This is a genomic window from Sediminimonas qiaohouensis DSM 21189 (genome assembly GCF_000423645.1).
GTDB classification, from domain to species: Bacteria; Pseudomonadota; Alphaproteobacteria; order Rhodobacterales; family Rhodobacteraceae; genus Sediminimonas; species Sediminimonas qiaohouensis.
This window is the reverse complement of the sequence record NZ_AUIJ01000004.1, coordinates 85,909-102,205: the sequence shown is the minus strand read 5'-3', so window position 1 is coordinate 102,205 and position 16,297 is coordinate 85,909. Positions and strand designations below refer to the sequence as shown.

Genomic DNA, 16,297 nt, shown 5'->3' with positions numbered 1-16,297 from the left:
CTAAGTCTCCGAAATCGCCGCGACGCCATTCACGGCGAGTACGCCCTTTAGGATCCAATGAGACTGTGGTCGGCTAACTGGCCTTATTCTAGAAGTTAGCCCCCGAAGTGTCGCAAATGGATTTTTCCCAGTTTCTTCTCTGATTTTATCGCCAAAGACTTCGATGAACCGCAAACAATTCGAGATCGCGTTTCGCTTATCTGCGTCGGATGCACTTCTTCCGTGGAAAATGGTGTCTCTGATGCCTTCTGCCCGCTCAAGTGCTCTGTAGTCGCCGCTCGATATATCCAATCCAATTAGTGATTTGATTGAAGCCCGAAACGACTTTCTTGAAAAGGCTCTCGATTTCAATTCTTCGTCAACCACGGATGTCATGCATTTCATGTTTCGAACAAGGATGCACTTCATTGAACGATAACGGCCCTGTTCTATTACCATGAAAAGGTAGGCAAGCGACAAATCCAAGTCCGCGTCGCCAAGAAGAGGCCCAAGGCCTCGAAGGTGAGTTTGCACCTCTTCAGGTAACGCCGCAAATTGATGGCGAATAGCGACAATTGTCGGCATCACAAATCCATCAACAGCCGCCGCGGATCTTCCAGCGCTTCCTTGACGCGCACGAGGAATGTCACCGCGCCTTTGCCGTCGACGATGCGGTGGTCGTAGCTGAGTGCGAGGTACATCATCGGGCGGATCTTGATCTCGCCGTTCACGACCATTGGGCGTTCCTGGATCTTGTGCATGCCCAGGATCCCCGATTGCGGCGGGTTCAGGATCGGCGAGGACATGAGCGAGCCGTACACGCCGCCGTTGGAGATGGTAAAGCTGCCGCCCTGCATCTCGGCCATGCTCAGCTTGCCGTCGCGGGCGCGCGCGCCCAGCTCGTTGATCTTTTTCTCGATCGCGGCGAACGAGAGCTGATCGGCGTCGCGCACCACGGGCACAACAAGGCCGTTCGGGGTGCCCACGGCGATCCCCATATGCACGAAGTTCTTGTAGACGACATCGGTGCCGTCGATCTCGGCGTTGACCTCGGGCACCTCCTTGAGGGCGTGGCAGCATGCCTTGGCGAAGAAGGACATGAAGCCCAGTTTCACGCCGTGCTTTTTCTCGAACAAGTCCTTGTATTCGCGTCGCAAATCCATGGTCGCGGTCATGTCCACCTCGTTATAGGTGGTCAACATGGCGGCCGTGTTTTGCGCGTCCTTCAGGCGGCGCGCGATGGTCTGGCGCAGGCGGGTCATCTTGACGCGTTCTTCGCGCGCCGCGTCGTCGGCGGGCACCGGGGCGCGCGGCGCGGTGGCGGCGGGCGCCTCGCTGCTGGGGGATGCGGCGGCCTTGTCGCCGGAGGCGGCGGCCTTTTGCACGTCTTCCTTCATGATGCGGCCATCGCGGCCGGTGCCGGTGACCTGATCGCGGGTCAGGCCCGCCTCGGCCATCGCCTTTTTGGCGGCGGGGGCGTCTTCGACATCCTTGCCCTCTGCGGTGTCCTTGGGCTTGGCCTCGGCTTTGGGTTCGGCCTGCTCCTCGGATTTGGCGGCTGGGGCGTCGCCGGAGGCCACGACCGCGATCTTGGCGCTGGCTTGGACGGTGGTCCCTTCCTCGGCCAGGATTTCCGACAGGGTGCCCGATGCGGGGCTGGGCACCTCGACCGAGACCTTGTCGGTTTCCAGCTCGCACAGCATTTCGTCTTGCGCGACGGAATCGCCGACCTTCTTGAACCACGTGGCGACCGTGGCCTCGGACACGGACTCGCCCAGGGCGGGCACGATGACATCGACGCTTTCGCCTTTCGCGCCGTCATCCGCGGGCGCGTCTGCCTTGGCTTTGCCGCTGCTGGCGGGTTTGGCCGACGCTGCCTCGGCGTCGGCGGCGCCTTCGGTCATGGTGGCCAGAAGGGCATCGACGCCAACGGTTTCGCCCTCTTGCGCGACGATCTCGCTCAGGGTGCCTGACGCGGGGCTGGGCACTTCGACGGTGACTTTGTCGGTCTCCAGCTCGCACAGCATTTCGTCGGCGGCGACCTGGTCGCCGGGTTTCTTGAACCACGTGGCGATCGTAGCCTCGGTCACGGATTCGCCAAGCGTGGGAACGCGAACTTCGGTGGTCATGGATTATTTCCCCTTGATGGTCAGCGCTTCGTCAACCAGCGCCTGTTGTTGTGCCTTGTGCTGGCTGGCCAGCCCGGTTGCGGGTGAGGCGCTCGCGGGGCGGCCGACGTAGTGAGGCCTTCCATGCTTGGCCTTGATGCGGGTGAGCACCCATTCAAGGTTCGGCTCCATGAAGATCCACGCGCCTTGGTTCTTGGGCTCTTCCTGGCACCAGATCATTTCGGCCTTCTTGAAGCGCTCAAGCTCCTTGACGGACGATTGTGCCGGGAACGGGTAGAACTGTTCGAACCGCATCAGGTAGACGTCGTCGATGCCGCGCGCGTCGCGTTCTTCGAGCAGGTCATAGTAGACCTTGCCGGAGCACATGACGACGCGCTTGATCTTGTCGTCATCGACCAGTTCTGTGTCCGAGTGGCCCTTTTGCGCGTCGTCCCACAGGACCCTGTGGAAGCTGGAGCCGGTGGTGAAATCCTCGGCGTTCGAGACGGCGAGCTTGTGGCGCAGGAGCGACTTCGGCGTCATCAGGATGAGCGGTTTGCGGAAGGTGCGGTGCAACTGCCGGCGCAGGATGTGGAAGTAGTTGGCCGGGGTGGTGCAGTTGGCCACGATCCAGTTGTCGCCGCCGCACATGGTCAGGAACCGCTCCAACCGCGCGCTGGAGTGTTCGGGGCCTTGGCCTTCGAACCCGTGCGGCAGGAGGCAGACGAGGCCGGACATGCGCAGCCATTTGCTTTCGCCCGAGCTGATGAACTGGTCGAACATGATCTGGGCGCCGTTGGCGAAATCGCCGAACTGCGCCTCCCACAGGGTGAGGGCGTTGGGTTCGGCCAAGCTGTAGCCGTATTCGAACCCGAGAACGGCGTATTCCGACAGCATCGAGTCGATGGCCTCGTAATGCGCCTGGCCCTCGCGGATGTTGTTGAGGGGGAAATACCGCTCTTCGGTGTTCTGGTCGATCAGGCCCGAGTGTCGTTGGCTGAAGGTGCCGCGGGTGCTGTCCTGACCTGACAGGCGGACCGGGTAGCCTTCGGTCAGCAGCGAGCCAAACGCCAGCGCCTCGCCGGTGGCCCAGTCGAAGCCGCTGCCGTTTTCAAACATCTTGCGCTTGCTTTCGAGGAGCCGCTCGACGGTGCGGTGCAGTTTCACGCCCTCGGGCGCCGTCGTCAGGGCGCGACCGACCTCTTCGAGGGTTTCGGGCGCGATGGCGGTTTCGCCGCGCTGATACTTGCCTTCTTCCAGCCGGTCCATGTGCGACCAGCGGCCATCCAACCAATCGGCCTTGTTGGGTTTGTATTCCTTCCCGGCCTCGAATTCCTCGTTGAGAAACGATTGGAACGACGCCTTCATGTCCTCGATCTCGCCCTCGGGGATCAGGCCATCGCGGACCAGCCGCTCGGTATAGAGGCTGAGCGTCGTTTTCTGCGTCTTGATCTTCTTGTACATGAGCGGGTTGGTGAACATGGGCTCGTCGCCCTCGTTATGCCCGAACCGGCGGTAGCAGAAGACATCAAGCACCACGTCCTTGGCGAATTTCTGGCGGAACTCGGTTGCGACCTTGGCGGCGTGCACCACCGCTTCGGGATCGTCGCCGTTGACGTGGAAAATCGGCGCCTCGACCATGAGGGCGATGTCCGTGGGGTAGGGCGACGAGCGCGAGAAGTGCGGCGCGGTGGTAAAGCCGATCTGGTTGTTCACGATGATATGCATCGTGCCGCCCGTGCGGTGCCCTTTGAGGCCCGACAGGCCGAACCCTTCGGCGACCACGCCCTGCCCGGCAAAGGCGGCATCGCCATGCAGCAAAACGGGCAGAACGGCAGTGCGTTCGGCATCGTTATACTGGTCCTGCTTGGCGCGGACCTTGCCCAGAACCACAGGATTCACCGCCTCGAGGTGCGAGGGGTTGGCCGTCAGCGACAGGTGCACGGAGTTGCCGTCGAACTCGCGATCCGATGACGCGCCGAGGTGATATTTCACGTCCCCCGAGCCATCGACATCCTCGGGTTTGAAGCTGCCGCCCTGGAACTCGTGAAAGATCGCGCGGTAGGGTTTCTCCATGACGTTGGCCAACACGCTCAGGCGGCCGCGGTGTGGCATGCCGATGACGACCTCCTTGACGCCCAGCGATCCGCCGCGCTTGATGATCTGCTCCATCGCGGGGATCAGGGCCTCGCCGCCATCAAGCCCGAACCGCTTGGTGCCCATGTATTTCACATGCAGGAACTTCTCGAATCCCTCGGCCTCGACCAGCTTGTTGAGGATGGCCTTGCGACCGCGGCGGGTGAACTTGATCTCTTTGCCGAGACCCTCGATCCGTTCCTTGAGCCAGGCGGATTGCACGGGGTCCGAGATGTGCATGTATTGCAGCGCGAATGTGCCGCAGTAGGTGCGGCGCACGATATCGACGATCTGGCGCATGGTTGCGAACTGCAGGCCCAGCACGTTGTCGATAAAGATCGGCCGGTCCAGATCGGATTCGGTGAAGCCGTATGATTTCGGGTCCAACTCGGGGTGCGGGGTCTGATCGCGCATTCCAAGCGGGTCCAGGTCGGCAACCAGGTGGCCCCGGATCCGGTAGGCGCGGATGATCATGAGGGCGCGGATACTGTCCAGAACGGCGCGTTTCACGGCCTCGTCGCTGACGCTTATGCCCTTTTCGGCGGCCTTGGCGGCGATCTTGTCGCCGGCGCCCTTGGCCTCGGCGGTGGGCCATTGCCCGTCGAGGGCGGCGGTCAGATCATCGTTTGGCGTGGGCGGCCAGTCGGCGCGCGCCCAGCTTGGCCCCTGTGCCTCTTGTTTGACCGATCCATCGTCATCGCCCATGGATTGGAAAAACTCGGCCCAGGCCTCGTCGACCGCGGCCGGGTCATCGGCGTAGCGGGCGTAAAGCTGCTCCAGGTATTCCGCATTGTGCCCCTGCATGAAAGAGGAGGCGGCGAACTGGTCGTTTGGGGATTGGTCGGTCATGGTGTCACCTGGACTTGTGGAGAAGGTCCGGCGCCCGCGCGCCGGACCCGCTATCTGTCTACCCGATCGCCTTGAGCACGGCCTCGCCCAGTGTGGCGGGGCTGTCGGCGACGACGATCCCGGCGGATTTCATCGCCTCGATCTTGTCTTCGGCGCCGCCCTTGCCACCCGCGACGATGGCGCCGGCATGGCCCATGCGGCGGCCCGGGGGGGCGGTGCGCCCGGCGATGAAGCCGGCCACGGGTTTCTTGCGGCCGCGCTTGGCCTCGTCCTTGAGGAACTGCGCGGCGTCTTCTTCGGCCTGGCCGCCGATCTCGCCGATCATGATGATGCTTTGCGTCTCGTCATCGGCGAGGAACCGCTCCAGCACATCGACGTGCTCGAGCCCCTTGATCGGGTCGCCGCCGATGCCCACGGCGGTGGATTGGCCCAGGCCGCTATCGGAGGTCTGCTTGACCGCCTCGTAAGTCAGCGTGCCCGAGCGCGACACCACGCCGACGCTGCCGCGCTTGTGGATGTGGCCGGGCATGATGCCGATCTTGCACGCATCGGGCGTGATGACGCCGGGGCAGTTGGGGCCGACCAGCGTGGTTTTCGAGCCGTCCAGCGCGCGCTTGACGCGGGTCATGTCCAGCACCGGGATGCCTTCGGTGATGCACACGATCAGGTCCATTTCGGCATCGATCGCCTCGAGGATACTATCGGCCGCGAAGGGGGGCGGCACGTAGATCACGGACGCGGTCGCCTCGGTCTTGGCCTTCGCCTCGTGCACCGAGTTGAAGACCGGCAGGTCAAGGTGCGTCGTGCCGCCCTTGCCCGGTGTCACGCCGCCGACCATTTGGGTGCCATAGGCGATGGCCTGTTCCGAATGGAACGTGCCCTGTGAGCCGGTGAAGCCCTGGCAGATGACTTTGGTGTTTTCGTCTACGAGAATGGCCATGTCTTACCCCTTCACCGCTTTCACGATCTTTTCGGCGGCGTCGCTGAGGTTGTCAGCCGCGATAACGTTCAGTCCGGATGAGTTGATGATCTCTTTGCCCTGCTCCACGTTGGTGCCCTCAAGGCGCACCACCAGCGGCACCTCAAGGCCCACCTCCTTGACCGCGGCGACCACGCCCTCGGCGATCACATCGCAGCGCATGATGCCGCCGAAGATGTTCACGAGGATGCCTTTGACGTTGCTGTCGGAGGTGATGATCTTGAACGCCTCGGTGACCTTGTCCTTGGTGGCGCCGCCGCCCACGTCGAGGAAGTTGGCCGGCTCGGCGCCATAGAGCTTGATGATGTCCATCGTCGCCATGGCAAGGCCTGCGCCGTTGACCATGCAACCGATCTCGCCATCGAGCGCGATGTAGTTCAGATCGTATTTGCTGGCTTCCAGCTCTTTCGAGTCCTCCTCGGACTCGTCGCGCAGCGAGGCGATGTCGTTGTGCCGGTAGAGCGCGTTGGAATCGAAGCCTACCTTGGCGTCGAGCACCTTCAACTCGCCGCTATCGGTGATGATCAGGGGGTTGATCTCGAGCATCTCCATGTCTTTTTCGACGAAGGCGCGGTAGAGGGTGCCCATCAGGCCGACGCATTGCTTGATCTGCTTGCCTTCAAGCCCAAGGGCAAAGGCAATGCGGCGCCCGTGGAAGGGTTGGTACCCGGTGGCGGGATCGACACTGAACGACAGGATCTTTTCGGGGGTCTTGGCGGCGACCTCCTCGATGTCCATGCCGCCCTCGGTCGAGCAGACGAAGGAAATGCGGCTGGTTTGGCGGTCTACCAGCAGGGCGAGGTAAAGCTCGCGTTCGATGCCGCTGCCGTCTTCGATGTAGATGCGGCCGACCTGCTTGCCGGTGGGGCCGGTTTGATGCGTGACGAGGGTGCGGCCCAGCATTTTCTTGGCTTCTTCGGCGGCTTCTTCCACCGATTTGGCCAGCCGAACGCCGCCCTTGTCGCCTGCGCCGGCCTCTTTGAAGTGGCCCTTGCCGCGTCCGCCGGCGTGGATTTGTGCCTTGACCACCCAAAGGGGGCCGTCCAGCTCGCCCGCGGCGGTTTTCGCTTCTTCGGCCTTGAAGACGACACGACCGTCCGAGACCGGGGCCCCGTACGAGCGAAGCAACGCCTTCGCCTGATATTCATGGATATTCATGAAACTGTCCCGTTTTGCTACGATTGTCATAGGTATAGGCACAAGTGCGCATGCCGCTTAAACGGTTTTCTGCGCTTCGCCCCTGGTTTTGGTAAAAAATACCGCATTTGTGATCACATGATTTTGCCGTGTGATCACAAATGCGAAAATATAGGATTTGCAGCATGTTTGTGGGAATCAGGTGTGCGCGCGTCTTGAGGTCGGGCAAGTGGAAGCGGCCGGTGTGAGAAAATCCGCGCCTTGTTTGGCTTTAGGACTGAAACGTTGGCATTGCTGGGGATTCCGGACGCAAGAGCGCGTCGCAGGGCGCTGTATCCGACTGGCCGCTTCGAGCCCGAAAGCGGTTACTGTCGCGAAACCGACTTGAAACCCATCAAGATCGCCGCAACGATCATTAAGCTTCCCCCGATGCGTTCGATCCAGACTTTCGCCGCTCCTTTGAAGCGAGTCGTAATCCAACTTGCCCCAGCCCCGTAAGCTGAAAGAAACAGACCATCCATGATGATGTAGGTCACGGACAAAATGAGGAATTGGGGCCAGAACGCGTGGTCATCAGATATGAATTGTGGAAACAGAGCTGCGAAGAAGACAACAGCCTTTGGGTTGGCTGCCGACGTAAGAAACCCTTGCATCCAGAGATTGCCGAGCGACACGCTGCGTTCCGTATCTCTGACCCCGGCATCATCGGGTTTTGCCTTTCGTATCATGCGAATACCAAGCCAAATCAGGTAAGCTACCCCGGCCCATTTAATGGTTGCGAGAGCGGCACCCGAAGCCGCGATGATCGCGGCCAGGCCCAATCCTGCTGCCAGCATTTGCAAAGCATTTGCTGAAAGATCGCCTGCCGCTGTAGAGAGTGATCTTCGAAGCCCGTGCGCGCCGCTATTGGACAACATGAGAAGTTGGCTCGGCCCAGGTGTGCTCATCAAAGCAAGCACGGTTGCGGCGTAAATCGTCCAGGCTTCAATTGTCATGGGCAGCTCTCCTTTTGCCTACGCAAGCTACCATCTGATTTAAGAATTACCACCGCCAACCAAGTGGTGAAATGGCAGCTTAGTCCGCATAGCCGACACTCAGGTACAAGCGCGCCCGAATTTATCCTCGGGAGCGTTGCAGTCAGAGCGCCCCACGCCTGACCTTGCAGCGCGAAATGCAAAGGGCGCCCCTTGGGGCGCCCTTGCCATACCTTTACGCCGTTGGCGCCTTGCGCGCGGGTCAGGCGAGCGCGGGGTCGATTTCCTTGCACGCCGCGACGAGGCCTTTGACGGCCTCCACCGATTTGTCGAACATGGCCTGCTCGTCCTTGGTCATCTGGATATCGACGATGCGCTCAATGCCGCCCGCGCCGATCACCGTGGGCACGCCCACGTAGAACCCGTCGAGCCCAAGTGCGCCGTCCACGTAGGCCGCGCAGGGCAGGACGCGCTTTTGGTCCTTGAGATACGCCTCGGCCATCTCGATGGCGGACGTGGCGGGTGCGTAGAAGGCCGAGCCGGTTTTCAGCAGGCCGACGATTTCCGCGCCGCCGTCGCGGGTGCGCTGCACGATCGCGTCAAGCTTGTCTTGCGTGGTCCAGCCCATCTTGATCAGGTCGGGCAGCGGGATGCCGGCGACCGTGGAATAGCGCACGAGCGGCACCATGGTGTCGCCGTGGCCGCCCAGCACGAAGGCGCTGACATCCTTCATCGACACGCCGAACTCGACGCTGAGGAAATGGCGGAAGCGCGCGCTGTCCAGAACGCCGGCCATGCCGCAGACCTTTTCGCGGGGCAGGCCGCTGAACTCGCGCAGGGCCCAGACCATCGCATCGAGCGGGTTGGTGATGCAGATGACGAACGCGTCGGGAGCGTTGGCGGCGATGCCTTCGCCCACGGCCTTCATGACCTTGAGGTTGATGCCAAGCAGGTCATCGCGGCTCATGCCCGGCTTGCGCGGCACGCCGGCGGTCACGATGCAGACATCCGCACCGGCGATGTCTGCGTAATCCTGAGTGCCCTTGAGCGTCGCGTCGAACCCTTCGGATGGACCGGATTCGGCGATATCAAGGGCTTTGCCCTCGGGCGTGCCCTCGGCAATGTCAAAGAGGACGACATCGCCCAATTCCTTGATTGCTGCGAGGTGGGCGAGTGTGCCCCCGATCTGTCCTGCGCCGATCAGCGCGATCTTGGGTCTGGCCATTGGAGTGTCTCCGGTCCGTTGAATTTCGGCGAAGGGGTAGCCCCATCCGCCGCGCCGCGCAAGGGTGCTGCGGCAGGGGTGCGGGGCGCGGGGGCCTGTGCGCGCGGCCTCAATTGGGCTAAAGCAGAGGACAGACAGGATTTTTTGGACCCCGCAGATGCCGCAGCCCGACATTGCATTTTGGCTTGTTGCCGCGTTCTCCGTCGTGTTCGCGGGGATTTCCAAGGGTGGCTTCGGGTCCGGGGCGGCCTTTGCGGCGGCGTCGATTCTATCGATCGTAATCCCGCCGGGGCAGGCGCTTGGGCTGATGCTGCCGCTACTTATGCTTGTCGACCTGGTCACGCTGCGCCCCTATTGGCGCGGGTGGAGCTGGCCTGATGCGCGCCTGTTGATATTGGGGGCGGTTCCCGGTGTTGCGCTGGGCGCGGCGCTTTACCGGGTGGCGAACGATGATCTCTTGCGCCTATTGATCGGGGTTATTTCGCTGACCTTCGTGGCGTGGCAATTGGCGCGGCAGCAGGGGTGGCTGGCGCTGTCGCGGCGGGCCGTGCCGATGTGGGGCGGGGCGTTGGCGGGGGTTACCGCCGGGTTTACCAGCTTCATCAGTCACGCGGGCGGGCCGCCGGCGGCGGTTTGGTTGCTGTCGCGCAGGTTGGACAAGACGCGGTTTCAGGCGACGACGGTTCTGGTGTTCTGGGCCATAAACATCATGAAATTCGTGCCCTACGCGTTCTTGGGGATCTTCACGCAGCAGACCTTCCTGCTGGACCTGGCGTTGGCGCCGTTTGCGTTGGTGGGCGCGTGGCTGGGCGTGCTGGCGCATCGGCGTGTGCCCGAGCGGGTGTTTTTCGCGATCACGTATGTTTTGCTAAGCCTGACGGGGCTCAAGCTGATTTACGAGGCACTTGTTTAGGGAGGCGTCATGCCCCTTCGTCCGCTGTCGCGGGAAGGGGGGCCGCGAAGGCGTCGCCGCTGGCGATCAGGCAAGTGCGGCCGTCGGGGCGTGTCGCGATGATGGACCAGCTTCCTGTCTCGGCCGATGCGAACAGCTCGATTATGGCACCACCGCCGGCCGATAATCCGATCGCGCGTCGGGTCTCCTGGTACTGCCCTGACAGGCGTTCAAGGACGCGGTCGCGGTCGCTGCAGGGGGGCTCGGCCCCGGCCGGACACGCGCTCAGGGTTGCTATTGCCGCAACCGTTCCGACACGCAGGTAGTTCATGGCCGCCTCCACCGTTTGACACCGTGAAACGATCCGCGCCGGTGGTGAAGCCTTGGTAAACAGGGCGCGCCTTGGGCGGTCATGGGGTAGTCGGTTGAGGGGCGCGCAGTGCCCGACCGCCGGGTGGGCGCTGCGCGGCGCCCTGCGGGCGCTATTGCGCGCAAGGCCCTCTTTTCTGCGTCGCGGCAAATCGCCTCTTGAATTTTTCTGAGAAAAAGCGACATTCCGGCGCAACAAAATTACGGGAGAGACTCATGCACATCGATGCCCGCCCTTACCGCTCCGTGCTTTATATTCCTGGCTCAAAAGAGCGCGCGTTGGACAAGGCGCGCCAATTGCCGGCGGATGCGATCATTTTCGATCTTGAGGATGCGGTGACCCCCGACGCGAAAGAGGCCGCGCGCGAGACGTTGGCGGCGGCGCTGGCGCAGGGGGGATATGGCGCGCGGGCGCGAATCGTGCGGATCAACGCGTTGGATACCGATTGGGGCGCGGCGGATGTTGCGGCGCTCAAGGGCGCGGATGTCGATGCGTTCTTATTGCCCAAGGTCAACAGCGCCGCGGATGTGCAGGCGCTTGCCGATCTGGTCGAAGACGTGCCGATCTGGGCGATGATCGAGACACCGATGGGGGTTCTGAACGCGGCGGAGATCGCGGCGCACCCGCGCCTGACCGGGTTCGTGTCCGGGACCAACGACCTGGCGAAGGAGTTGAACTGTCGCCACCGGGCGGACCGTTTGCCGATGCAGGTGGCACTGCAGACGATCCTGCTCGCGGCGCGGGCGCACGACGTGATTGCCATCGATGGGGTGTATAACCAGTTCAAGGATGACGAGGGGCTGCGCGCCGAGTGCGAGCAGGGGCGCGATTTGGGCTTTGACGGAAAGACCTTGATCCACCCCGCGCAGATCGAGGTGACGAACACCGCCTTTTCCCCGTCGCAAGAGGAAATCGAGCTGGCGCAACGCCAGATCGCCGCGTTCGAAGAGGTACAAAGGACCGGGCAGGGCGTGGCGGTTGTCGATGGCAAGATCGTCGAGAACCTGCATGTCGATACCGCACGCAAAATTCTTGCCATGGCATCGAGCGTTGCCGCGCTGTAGCGTGCAACCTGCAACTTTGAGACGGAGCGCGACATGACCAACCTTATCCTCGGCCTGATCCTGTGGTCCGGCTTTCACCTGTTCAAACGCCTTGCCCCCGATGCGCGGGCGCGCTCGGGCATGCGTGGCAAGGGGTTCGCGGCGATCGGGATCCTGGCGGGCCTTGTCCTGATGATCATCGGGTACCGCGAAGCGGAAGGTGCGTTTTTCTGGGGGCGTCACCCGGCGACGGCGGGGATCAACAACCTGTTGATGGTGTTGTCGGTCTACCTGTTCGCGGTCAGCGGCATGCAGACACGGCTGGCCCGGCGGATGCGTCATCCGATGCTGGTGGGCGTCAAGGTTTGGGCGCTGGGCCACCTGTTGGTGAATGGCGACGTGCCGTCGTTTGTCCTGTTCGGCGGGCTATTGGCCTGGGCGGTGGTCCAGATGATAGCGATCAACCGGGCCGAGCCGAATTGGACCCCGCCGCCCCCTGCGCCGATGAGCAAAGAGGTGATCGCGGTGGTGGCGACCGTGGTCGTGTTCGGTGTGATCACAGTGATACACACCTGGCTTGGATATTACCCGTTTGGATGAGGCTCATGAAACTATATCGCTTTCTTTCCGCTGACGACACGTCGGAGTTCTGCCACAAGGTTACCGAGGCCCTGAACGCCGGCTGGGACCTGCATGGCGGTCCAACCTATGCGTTCGATGCCGCGAACGGCGTGATGCGCTGCGGGCAGGCCGTGATCAAGGAGGTGGAGGGCACCTATTCCCCTGACCTCAAGCTGGGGGCGCAGTGACCATGGCAAAGACCAACCCGGGCCGCTTTTTCGAGGATTACCGATTGGGCGAGGTGATCCGCCACGCCGTGCCACGCACCGTTGGGGGCGGTGAGCGGGCATTATATCATGCGCTCTATCCGGCGCGGCATGCGCTATATTCGTCGGACGCGTTCGCGCGTGCCTGCGGCTTGCCCGGTAGCCCGCTGGACGATCTGGCGGCGTTTCACGTGGTGTTCGGCAAGACGGTGCCGGACATATCCCTGAATGCGGTGGCGAACCTTGGCTATGCCGAGGGGCGGTGGCTTCGGCCGGTGTGGCCGGGCGATACGCTCAGGGCGGAATCCGAGGTGATCGGCCTCAAGCAGAACTCAAACGGCAAGTCGGGCGTGGTGTGGGTGCGCACGCGCGGCCTGAACCAGCATGACGACGTGGTGATCAGCTACGTGCGCTGGGTCATGGTGCGCAAGCGCGACCTTGACGCGCCGGCGCCCGAAACGGTTGTGCCCGAGCTGAAGGCGGCGCTTGCCTCGGCGGATTTGCGTGTGCCCGAGGGCCTGGATTTTTCGCGCTACGATTTCGCGTTGGCCGGAGAGCCGCACCGCTGCGCCGACTACGAGATCGGAGAGCAGATCGACCACGTCGATGGCGTGACCGTCGAGGAGGCCGAGCACATGATCGCCACGCGCCTGTGGCAGAACACGGCCAAGGTGCATTTCGACGCCACGTTCCGTCCCGACGGCACGCGGCTGATTTACGGCGGGCACGTGATTTCGATGGCGCGGGCGCTGTCGTTCAACGGGTTGGCGAACGCGCAGATGGTGGTGGGCCTCAATGGCGGGGCGCATGCGAACCCTTGTCATGCGGGCCAGACGATCAGGGCCTGGTCCGAGGTTCTTGATCGTGCCGACACTGTTGCGCCCGGTGTGGGGGCGCTTCGGCTGCGGCTGGTGGCGACGTCGGGGGGCGCGCCATTTCGACTCAAGGATGACGATGGCAAGTACCTGCCCGAGGTGTTGCTTGATCTAGATTACTGGGTTCTGGCGCCGCTTTGAATTATTTGTGATCACGCAGGCAAAGTGTGTGATCACAAAGTGGCATTACATCCGCGCAAGGCGAAATTTTCTGGCTTGCGGGGCTGTGCTGGCGTGACAGCGGCGCTAAAAGGAGTCAAAACTCCGATAGGAAACGCACGTATACAATCGTGTGCAAACCGAAAGGGACCGGACCTATGGCTGATGCGAAACCTGTGGAGCGCCCGCTCTCGCCGCACTTGCAGATATATCGCCCACAATTGACGTCGATTACATCGATCCTGACCAGGATCACGGGCAATGCCCTGATCGTGGCGGTGGTATTGGTGGTGTGGTGGCTGCTTGCGGCGGCGACGAGTCCCGAATATTTCGCGACGGCCGATGCAGTGATCACATCGTGGTTTGGTGACCTGGTGATGACGCTATCGCTCTGGGCGATTTGGTATCATTACCTTGCCGGGTTGCGTCATCTGTATTTCGACGCGGGCAAGGGGCTGGATATTCCGACCGCCGAGAAACTTGGCTGGATCCTGATCGGTGGCTCGGTGATCCTTACAATCATAACCCTTTTGTTGATCTGAGGAGGCCGGCAATGCGCTATCTGACCGCCCGCAAGCGTGCCGAGGGCAAGGGAGCCTCCGGGACGGGAACCGAACACCACTGGTACATGCAGGTTAGCGCCGTGGGCCTGGCGTTGATCGTGCCAACGTTTCTTTATGTCTTTGGCAGCGCGTTGGGCAGTAGCCATGAGACCGTGATCAACACGTTCTCACGGCCGGTTCCGGCGCTTTTGACGGGGCTTGTCCTGTTTGTCGGGCTACAGCATTTCCGCAAAGGGGCCCAGATCATGATCGAGGATTACGCGCGCGGGATTACCCGCAAGATCCTGGTTATGTTCCTGATCATCTTTTCCTACGGACTGACCGCTACCGGGCTATATGCCCTTGCCAAGATCGCGCTGTGAGGACCTGACAAATGGCTGCATACGAATACGAAACGCATGACTATGACGTGGTCGTTGTCGGGGCTGGCGGCGCGGGCCTCAGGGCAACGCTTGGGATGGCCGAGCAGGGGTTGCGCACCGCCTGCGTGACCAAGGTGTTCCCGACCCGGTCGCACACCGTGGCTGCGCAGGGGGGTATCGCCGCGTCCCTGTCCAACATGGGCCCGGACCATTGGCAGTGGCACATGTACGATACGGTAAAGGGATCGGACTGGTTGGGCGATACCGACGCGATGGAATACCTCGCGCGCGAGGCGCCCAAGGCCGTTTACGAGCTTGAGCATTACGGCGTGCCGTTTTCCCGGACCGAAGAGGGTGAGATTTATCAGCGGCCGTTTGGCGGCCACACCACCGAGTTTGGCGAGGGCCCTCCGGTGCAACGGACCTGCGCCGCCGCGGACCGGACCGGGCATGCGATCTTGCACACGCTTTATGGTCAGTCGCTTAAGCAGAAGGCCGAGTTTTTCGTCGAGTATTTCGCCATTGACCTGCTGATGTCGGATGATGGGCAGTGCACCGGCGTCGTTTGCTGGAAGCTGGACGATGGCACGATGCATGTGTTCAACGCCAAGACGGTCGTGCTGGCGACTGGCGGGTACGGGCGCGCGTATTTCAGTGCTACTTCGGCGCATACCTGCACGGGCGATGGCGGCGGGATGGTCGCGCGAGCCGGTTTGCCGCTCCAGGATATGGAGTTCGTGCAATTCCACCCCACCGGCATTTATGGCGCGGGGTGCCTGATTACTGAGGGCGCGCGCGGCGAGGGCGGATACCTGACCAACTCGGAAGGCGAGCGGTTCATGGAGCGCTATGCGCCCACCTACAAGGACCTGGCGCCGCGTGACTACGTGAGCCGGTCGATGACCATGGAAATCCGCGAGGGGCGGGGCGTTGGGCCGAATGGCGATCACATTCACCTCAACCTGAGCCACCTGCCGCCCGAGGCGCTGCAATTGCGGCTGCCGGGTATTTCGGAAAGCGCGCGCATCTTTGCGGGCGTGGACGTGACCAAGGAGCCGATCCCGGTTCTTCCGACGGTGCACTACAACATGGGCGGTATCCCGACCAATTACTGGGGCGAGGTGTTGAACCCCACCGCCGACGATCCCAACGCCGTGGTGCCGGGTCTTATGGCCGTGGGCGAGGCGGCCTGCGCGTCGGTGCACGGGGCGAACCGGCTTGGCTCTAACAGCTTGATCGACCTGGTCGTGTTCGGCCGTGCGGCGGCGATCCGCGCGGGCGAGGTGGTTGATGCGGGCGCGGCGGTGCCAGAGACCAACACGGCCCAGGTGGACAAGGCGTTTGATCGCTTTGACAGCCTGCGCAACGCCGACGGCGGCACGCCGACGGCCGAGCTACGGTTGGAGATGCAGAAAACGATGCAAGAGGATGCCGCCGTTTTCCGCACCGAGAAGACGCTTGCCGAAGGCGTCAAGAAGATGGACGCGATCGCGGGCAAGGTTGACGACCTGAAGGTGACCGACCGTAGCCTTGTGTGGAATTCGGACCTGATGGAGACGCTTGAGCTGACGAACCTCATGCCCAATGCACTGGCGACGATTGCCGGTGCGGACGCGCGCAAGGAATCGCGCGGCGCGCATGCGCACGAGGATCACCCCGATCGCGACGACAAGACATGGCGGGTTCATACGATCGCGCGCGTCGACGGCAAGAAAACCGTGCTTAGCTATCGGCCCGTGATCGAAGACCCCCTGACCACCGAAACCGAGGGTGGCATCAGCCTGAAAAAGATCGCGCCCAAGGCGCGGACCTTCTGAGG

The 16,297-nt window shown here is 62.4% G+C and carries 16 protein-coding genes; 8 read left to right on the top strand and 8 right to left on the bottom strand.

Features of this window, described 5'->3' with window-relative positions; all coding sequences use genetic code 11:
• From G568_RS20215 to mdh, 7 genes are all read right to left on the bottom strand, one after another.
• Complete coding sequence (locus G568_RS20215; protein ID WP_157084305.1) at positions 1-564, bottom strand: hypothetical protein; 564 nt, start codon at positions 562-564, stop codon at positions 1-3.
• A complete protein-coding gene (gene odhB / locus G568_RS0105590) occupies positions 564-2,108 on the bottom strand; it encodes a 2-oxoglutarate dehydrogenase complex dihydrolipoyllysine-residue succinyltransferase (protein ID WP_026757104.1) in 1,545 nt (514 codons plus the stop codon). Before odhB ends, G568_RS20215 begins: the two co-directional genes overlap by 1 nt.
• A 3-nt stretch (positions 2,109-2,111) precedes the next feature.
• Positions 2,112-5,072, bottom strand: a complete 2,961-nt coding sequence (locus tag G568_RS0105585) for a 2-oxoglutarate dehydrogenase E1 component (protein ID WP_026757103.1) — start codon at positions 5,070-5,072, stop codon at positions 2,112-2,114.
• Between the two features lie 58 nt (positions 5,073-5,130).
• On the bottom strand, positions 5,131-6,012 hold the full coding sequence (sucD, locus tag G568_RS0105580) for a succinate--CoA ligase subunit alpha (protein WP_026757102.1): 882 nt from the start codon (positions 6,010-6,012) through the stop codon (positions 5,131-5,133).
• Between the two features lie 3 nt (positions 6,013-6,015).
• Positions 6,016-7,209 carry an ADP-forming succinate--CoA ligase subunit beta gene (gene sucC / locus G568_RS0105575; protein ID WP_026757101.1) on the bottom strand — a complete coding sequence of 398 codons (1,194 nt, stop codon included), beginning with the start codon at positions 7,207-7,209 and terminating at the stop codon, positions 6,016-6,018.
• A 344-nt stretch (positions 7,210-7,553) separates the two neighbouring features.
• On the bottom strand, positions 7,554-8,183 hold the full coding sequence (locus G568_RS0105570) for a LysE family translocator (RefSeq protein ID WP_026757100.1): 630 nt from the start codon (positions 8,181-8,183) through the stop codon (positions 7,554-7,556).
• A 241-nt stretch (positions 8,184-8,424) separates the two neighbouring features.
• A complete protein-coding gene (gene mdh, locus G568_RS0105565) occupies positions 8,425-9,387 on the bottom strand; it encodes a malate dehydrogenase (protein ID WP_026757099.1) in 963 nt (320 codons plus the stop codon).
• Positions 9,388-9,544: 157 nt separating this feature from the next.
• On the opposite strand from mdh, the gene G568_RS0105560 reads away from it, so the two are divergent.
• The gene (locus tag G568_RS0105560; protein ID WP_026757098.1) at positions 9,545-10,300 is read left to right on the top strand and encodes a sulfite exporter TauE/SafE family protein; all 756 of its coding nucleotides are present in this window, start codon (positions 9,545-9,547) and stop codon (positions 10,298-10,300) included.
• Positions 10,301-10,307: 7 nt separating this feature from the next.
• Here the strand turns inward: G568_RS0105560 and G568_RS0105555 are convergent, their stop codons facing one another.
• Positions 10,308-10,610: a hypothetical protein gene (locus tag G568_RS0105555; RefSeq protein ID WP_037373736.1), complete on the bottom strand. Its 303-nt coding sequence runs from the start codon at positions 10,608-10,610 to the stop codon at positions 10,308-10,310.
• A 254-nt stretch (positions 10,611-10,864) separates the two neighbouring features.
• Here G568_RS0105555 and G568_RS0105550 point away from each other — a divergent pair, with 254 nt between their 5' ends.
• From G568_RS0105550 to sdhA, 7 genes are all read left to right on the top strand, one after another.
• Positions 10,865-11,713, top strand: coding sequence for an HpcH/HpaI aldolase/citrate lyase family protein (locus tag G568_RS0105550; protein WP_026757096.1), 849 nt, complete (start codon positions 10,865-10,867; stop codon positions 11,711-11,713).
• A 33-nt stretch (positions 11,714-11,746) separates the two neighbouring features.
• Positions 11,747-12,292 carry an NnrU family protein gene (locus G568_RS0105545; protein ID WP_026757095.1) on the top strand — a complete coding sequence of 182 codons (546 nt, stop codon included), beginning with the start codon at positions 11,747-11,749 and terminating at the stop codon, positions 12,290-12,292.
• A 5-nt stretch (positions 12,293-12,297) separates the two neighbouring features.
• Positions 12,298-12,501: a DUF1737 domain-containing protein gene (locus G568_RS0105540; protein WP_026757094.1), complete on the top strand. Its 204-nt coding sequence runs from the start codon at positions 12,298-12,300 to the stop codon at positions 12,499-12,501.
• A gap of 2 nt (positions 12,502-12,503) precedes the next feature.
• Positions 12,504-13,535, top strand: coding sequence for a MaoC family dehydratase (locus tag G568_RS0105535; RefSeq protein ID WP_026757093.1), 1,032 nt, complete (start codon positions 12,504-12,506; stop codon positions 13,533-13,535).
• A gap of 176 nt (positions 13,536-13,711) precedes the next feature.
• A complete protein-coding gene (gene sdhC, locus G568_RS0105530) occupies positions 13,712-14,095 on the top strand; it encodes a succinate dehydrogenase, cytochrome b556 subunit (protein ID WP_026757092.1) in 384 nt (127 codons plus the stop codon).
• A gap of 11 nt (positions 14,096-14,106) precedes the next feature.
• Positions 14,107-14,478 (top strand): succinate dehydrogenase, hydrophobic membrane anchor protein, encoded by a 372-nt coding sequence (sdhD, locus tag G568_RS0105525; protein ID WP_026757091.1) that lies wholly within the window; start codon positions 14,107-14,109, stop codon positions 14,476-14,478.
• Positions 14,479-14,489: 11 nt separating this feature from the next.
• Positions 14,490-16,295, top strand: coding sequence for a succinate dehydrogenase flavoprotein subunit (gene sdhA / locus G568_RS0105520; RefSeq protein WP_026757090.1), 1,806 nt, complete (start codon positions 14,490-14,492; stop codon positions 16,293-16,295).
• The last annotated feature ends 2 nt before the right edge of the window (positions 16,296-16,297 follow it).

Bases quoted from the DNA above. Each gene is read 5' to 3' on its own strand.
- G568_RS20215 (WP_157084305.1), bottom strand. From the start codon at position 564: ATGCCGACAATTGTCGCTATTCGCCATCAATTTGCGGCGTTACCTGAA.
- odhB (WP_026757104.1), bottom strand. From the start codon at position 2,108: ATGACCACCGAAGTTCGCGTTCCCACGCTTGGCGAATCCGTGACCGAG.
- G568_RS0105585 (WP_026757103.1), bottom strand. From the start codon at position 5,072: ATGACCGACCAATCCCCAAACGACCAGTTCGCCGCCTCCTCTTTCATG.
- sucD (WP_026757102.1), bottom strand. From the start codon at position 6,012: ATGGCCATTCTCGTAGACGAAAACACCAAAGTCATCTGCCAGGGCTTC.
- sucC (WP_026757101.1), bottom strand. From the start codon at position 7,209: ATGAATATCCATGAATATCAGGCGAAGGCGTTGCTTCGCTCGTACGGG.
- G568_RS0105570 (WP_026757100.1), bottom strand. From the start codon at position 8,183: ATGACAATTGAAGCCTGGACGATTTACGCCGCAACCGTGCTTGCTTTG.
- mdh (WP_026757099.1), bottom strand. From the start codon at position 9,387: ATGGCCAGACCCAAGATCGCGCTGATCGGCGCAGGACAGATCGGGGGC.
- G568_RS0105560 (WP_026757098.1), top strand. From the start codon at position 9,545: ATGCCGCAGCCCGACATTGCATTTTGGCTTGTTGCCGCGTTCTCCGTC.
- G568_RS0105555 (WP_037373736.1), bottom strand. From the start codon at position 10,610: ATGAACTACCTGCGTGTCGGAACGGTTGCGGCAATAGCAACCCTGAGC.
- G568_RS0105550 (WP_026757096.1), top strand. From the start codon at position 10,865: ATGCACATCGATGCCCGCCCTTACCGCTCCGTGCTTTATATTCCTGGC.
- G568_RS0105545 (WP_026757095.1), top strand. From the start codon at position 11,747: ATGACCAACCTTATCCTCGGCCTGATCCTGTGGTCCGGCTTTCACCTG.
- G568_RS0105540 (WP_026757094.1), top strand. From the start codon at position 12,298: ATGAAACTATATCGCTTTCTTTCCGCTGACGACACGTCGGAGTTCTGC.
- G568_RS0105535 (WP_026757093.1), top strand. From the start codon at position 12,504: ATGGCAAAGACCAACCCGGGCCGCTTTTTCGAGGATTACCGATTGGGC.
- sdhC (WP_026757092.1), top strand. From the start codon at position 13,712: ATGGCTGATGCGAAACCTGTGGAGCGCCCGCTCTCGCCGCACTTGCAG.
- sdhD (WP_026757091.1), top strand. From the start codon at position 14,107: ATGCGCTATCTGACCGCCCGCAAGCGTGCCGAGGGCAAGGGAGCCTCC.
- sdhA (WP_026757090.1), top strand. From the start codon at position 14,490: ATGGCTGCATACGAATACGAAACGCATGACTATGACGTGGTCGTTGTC.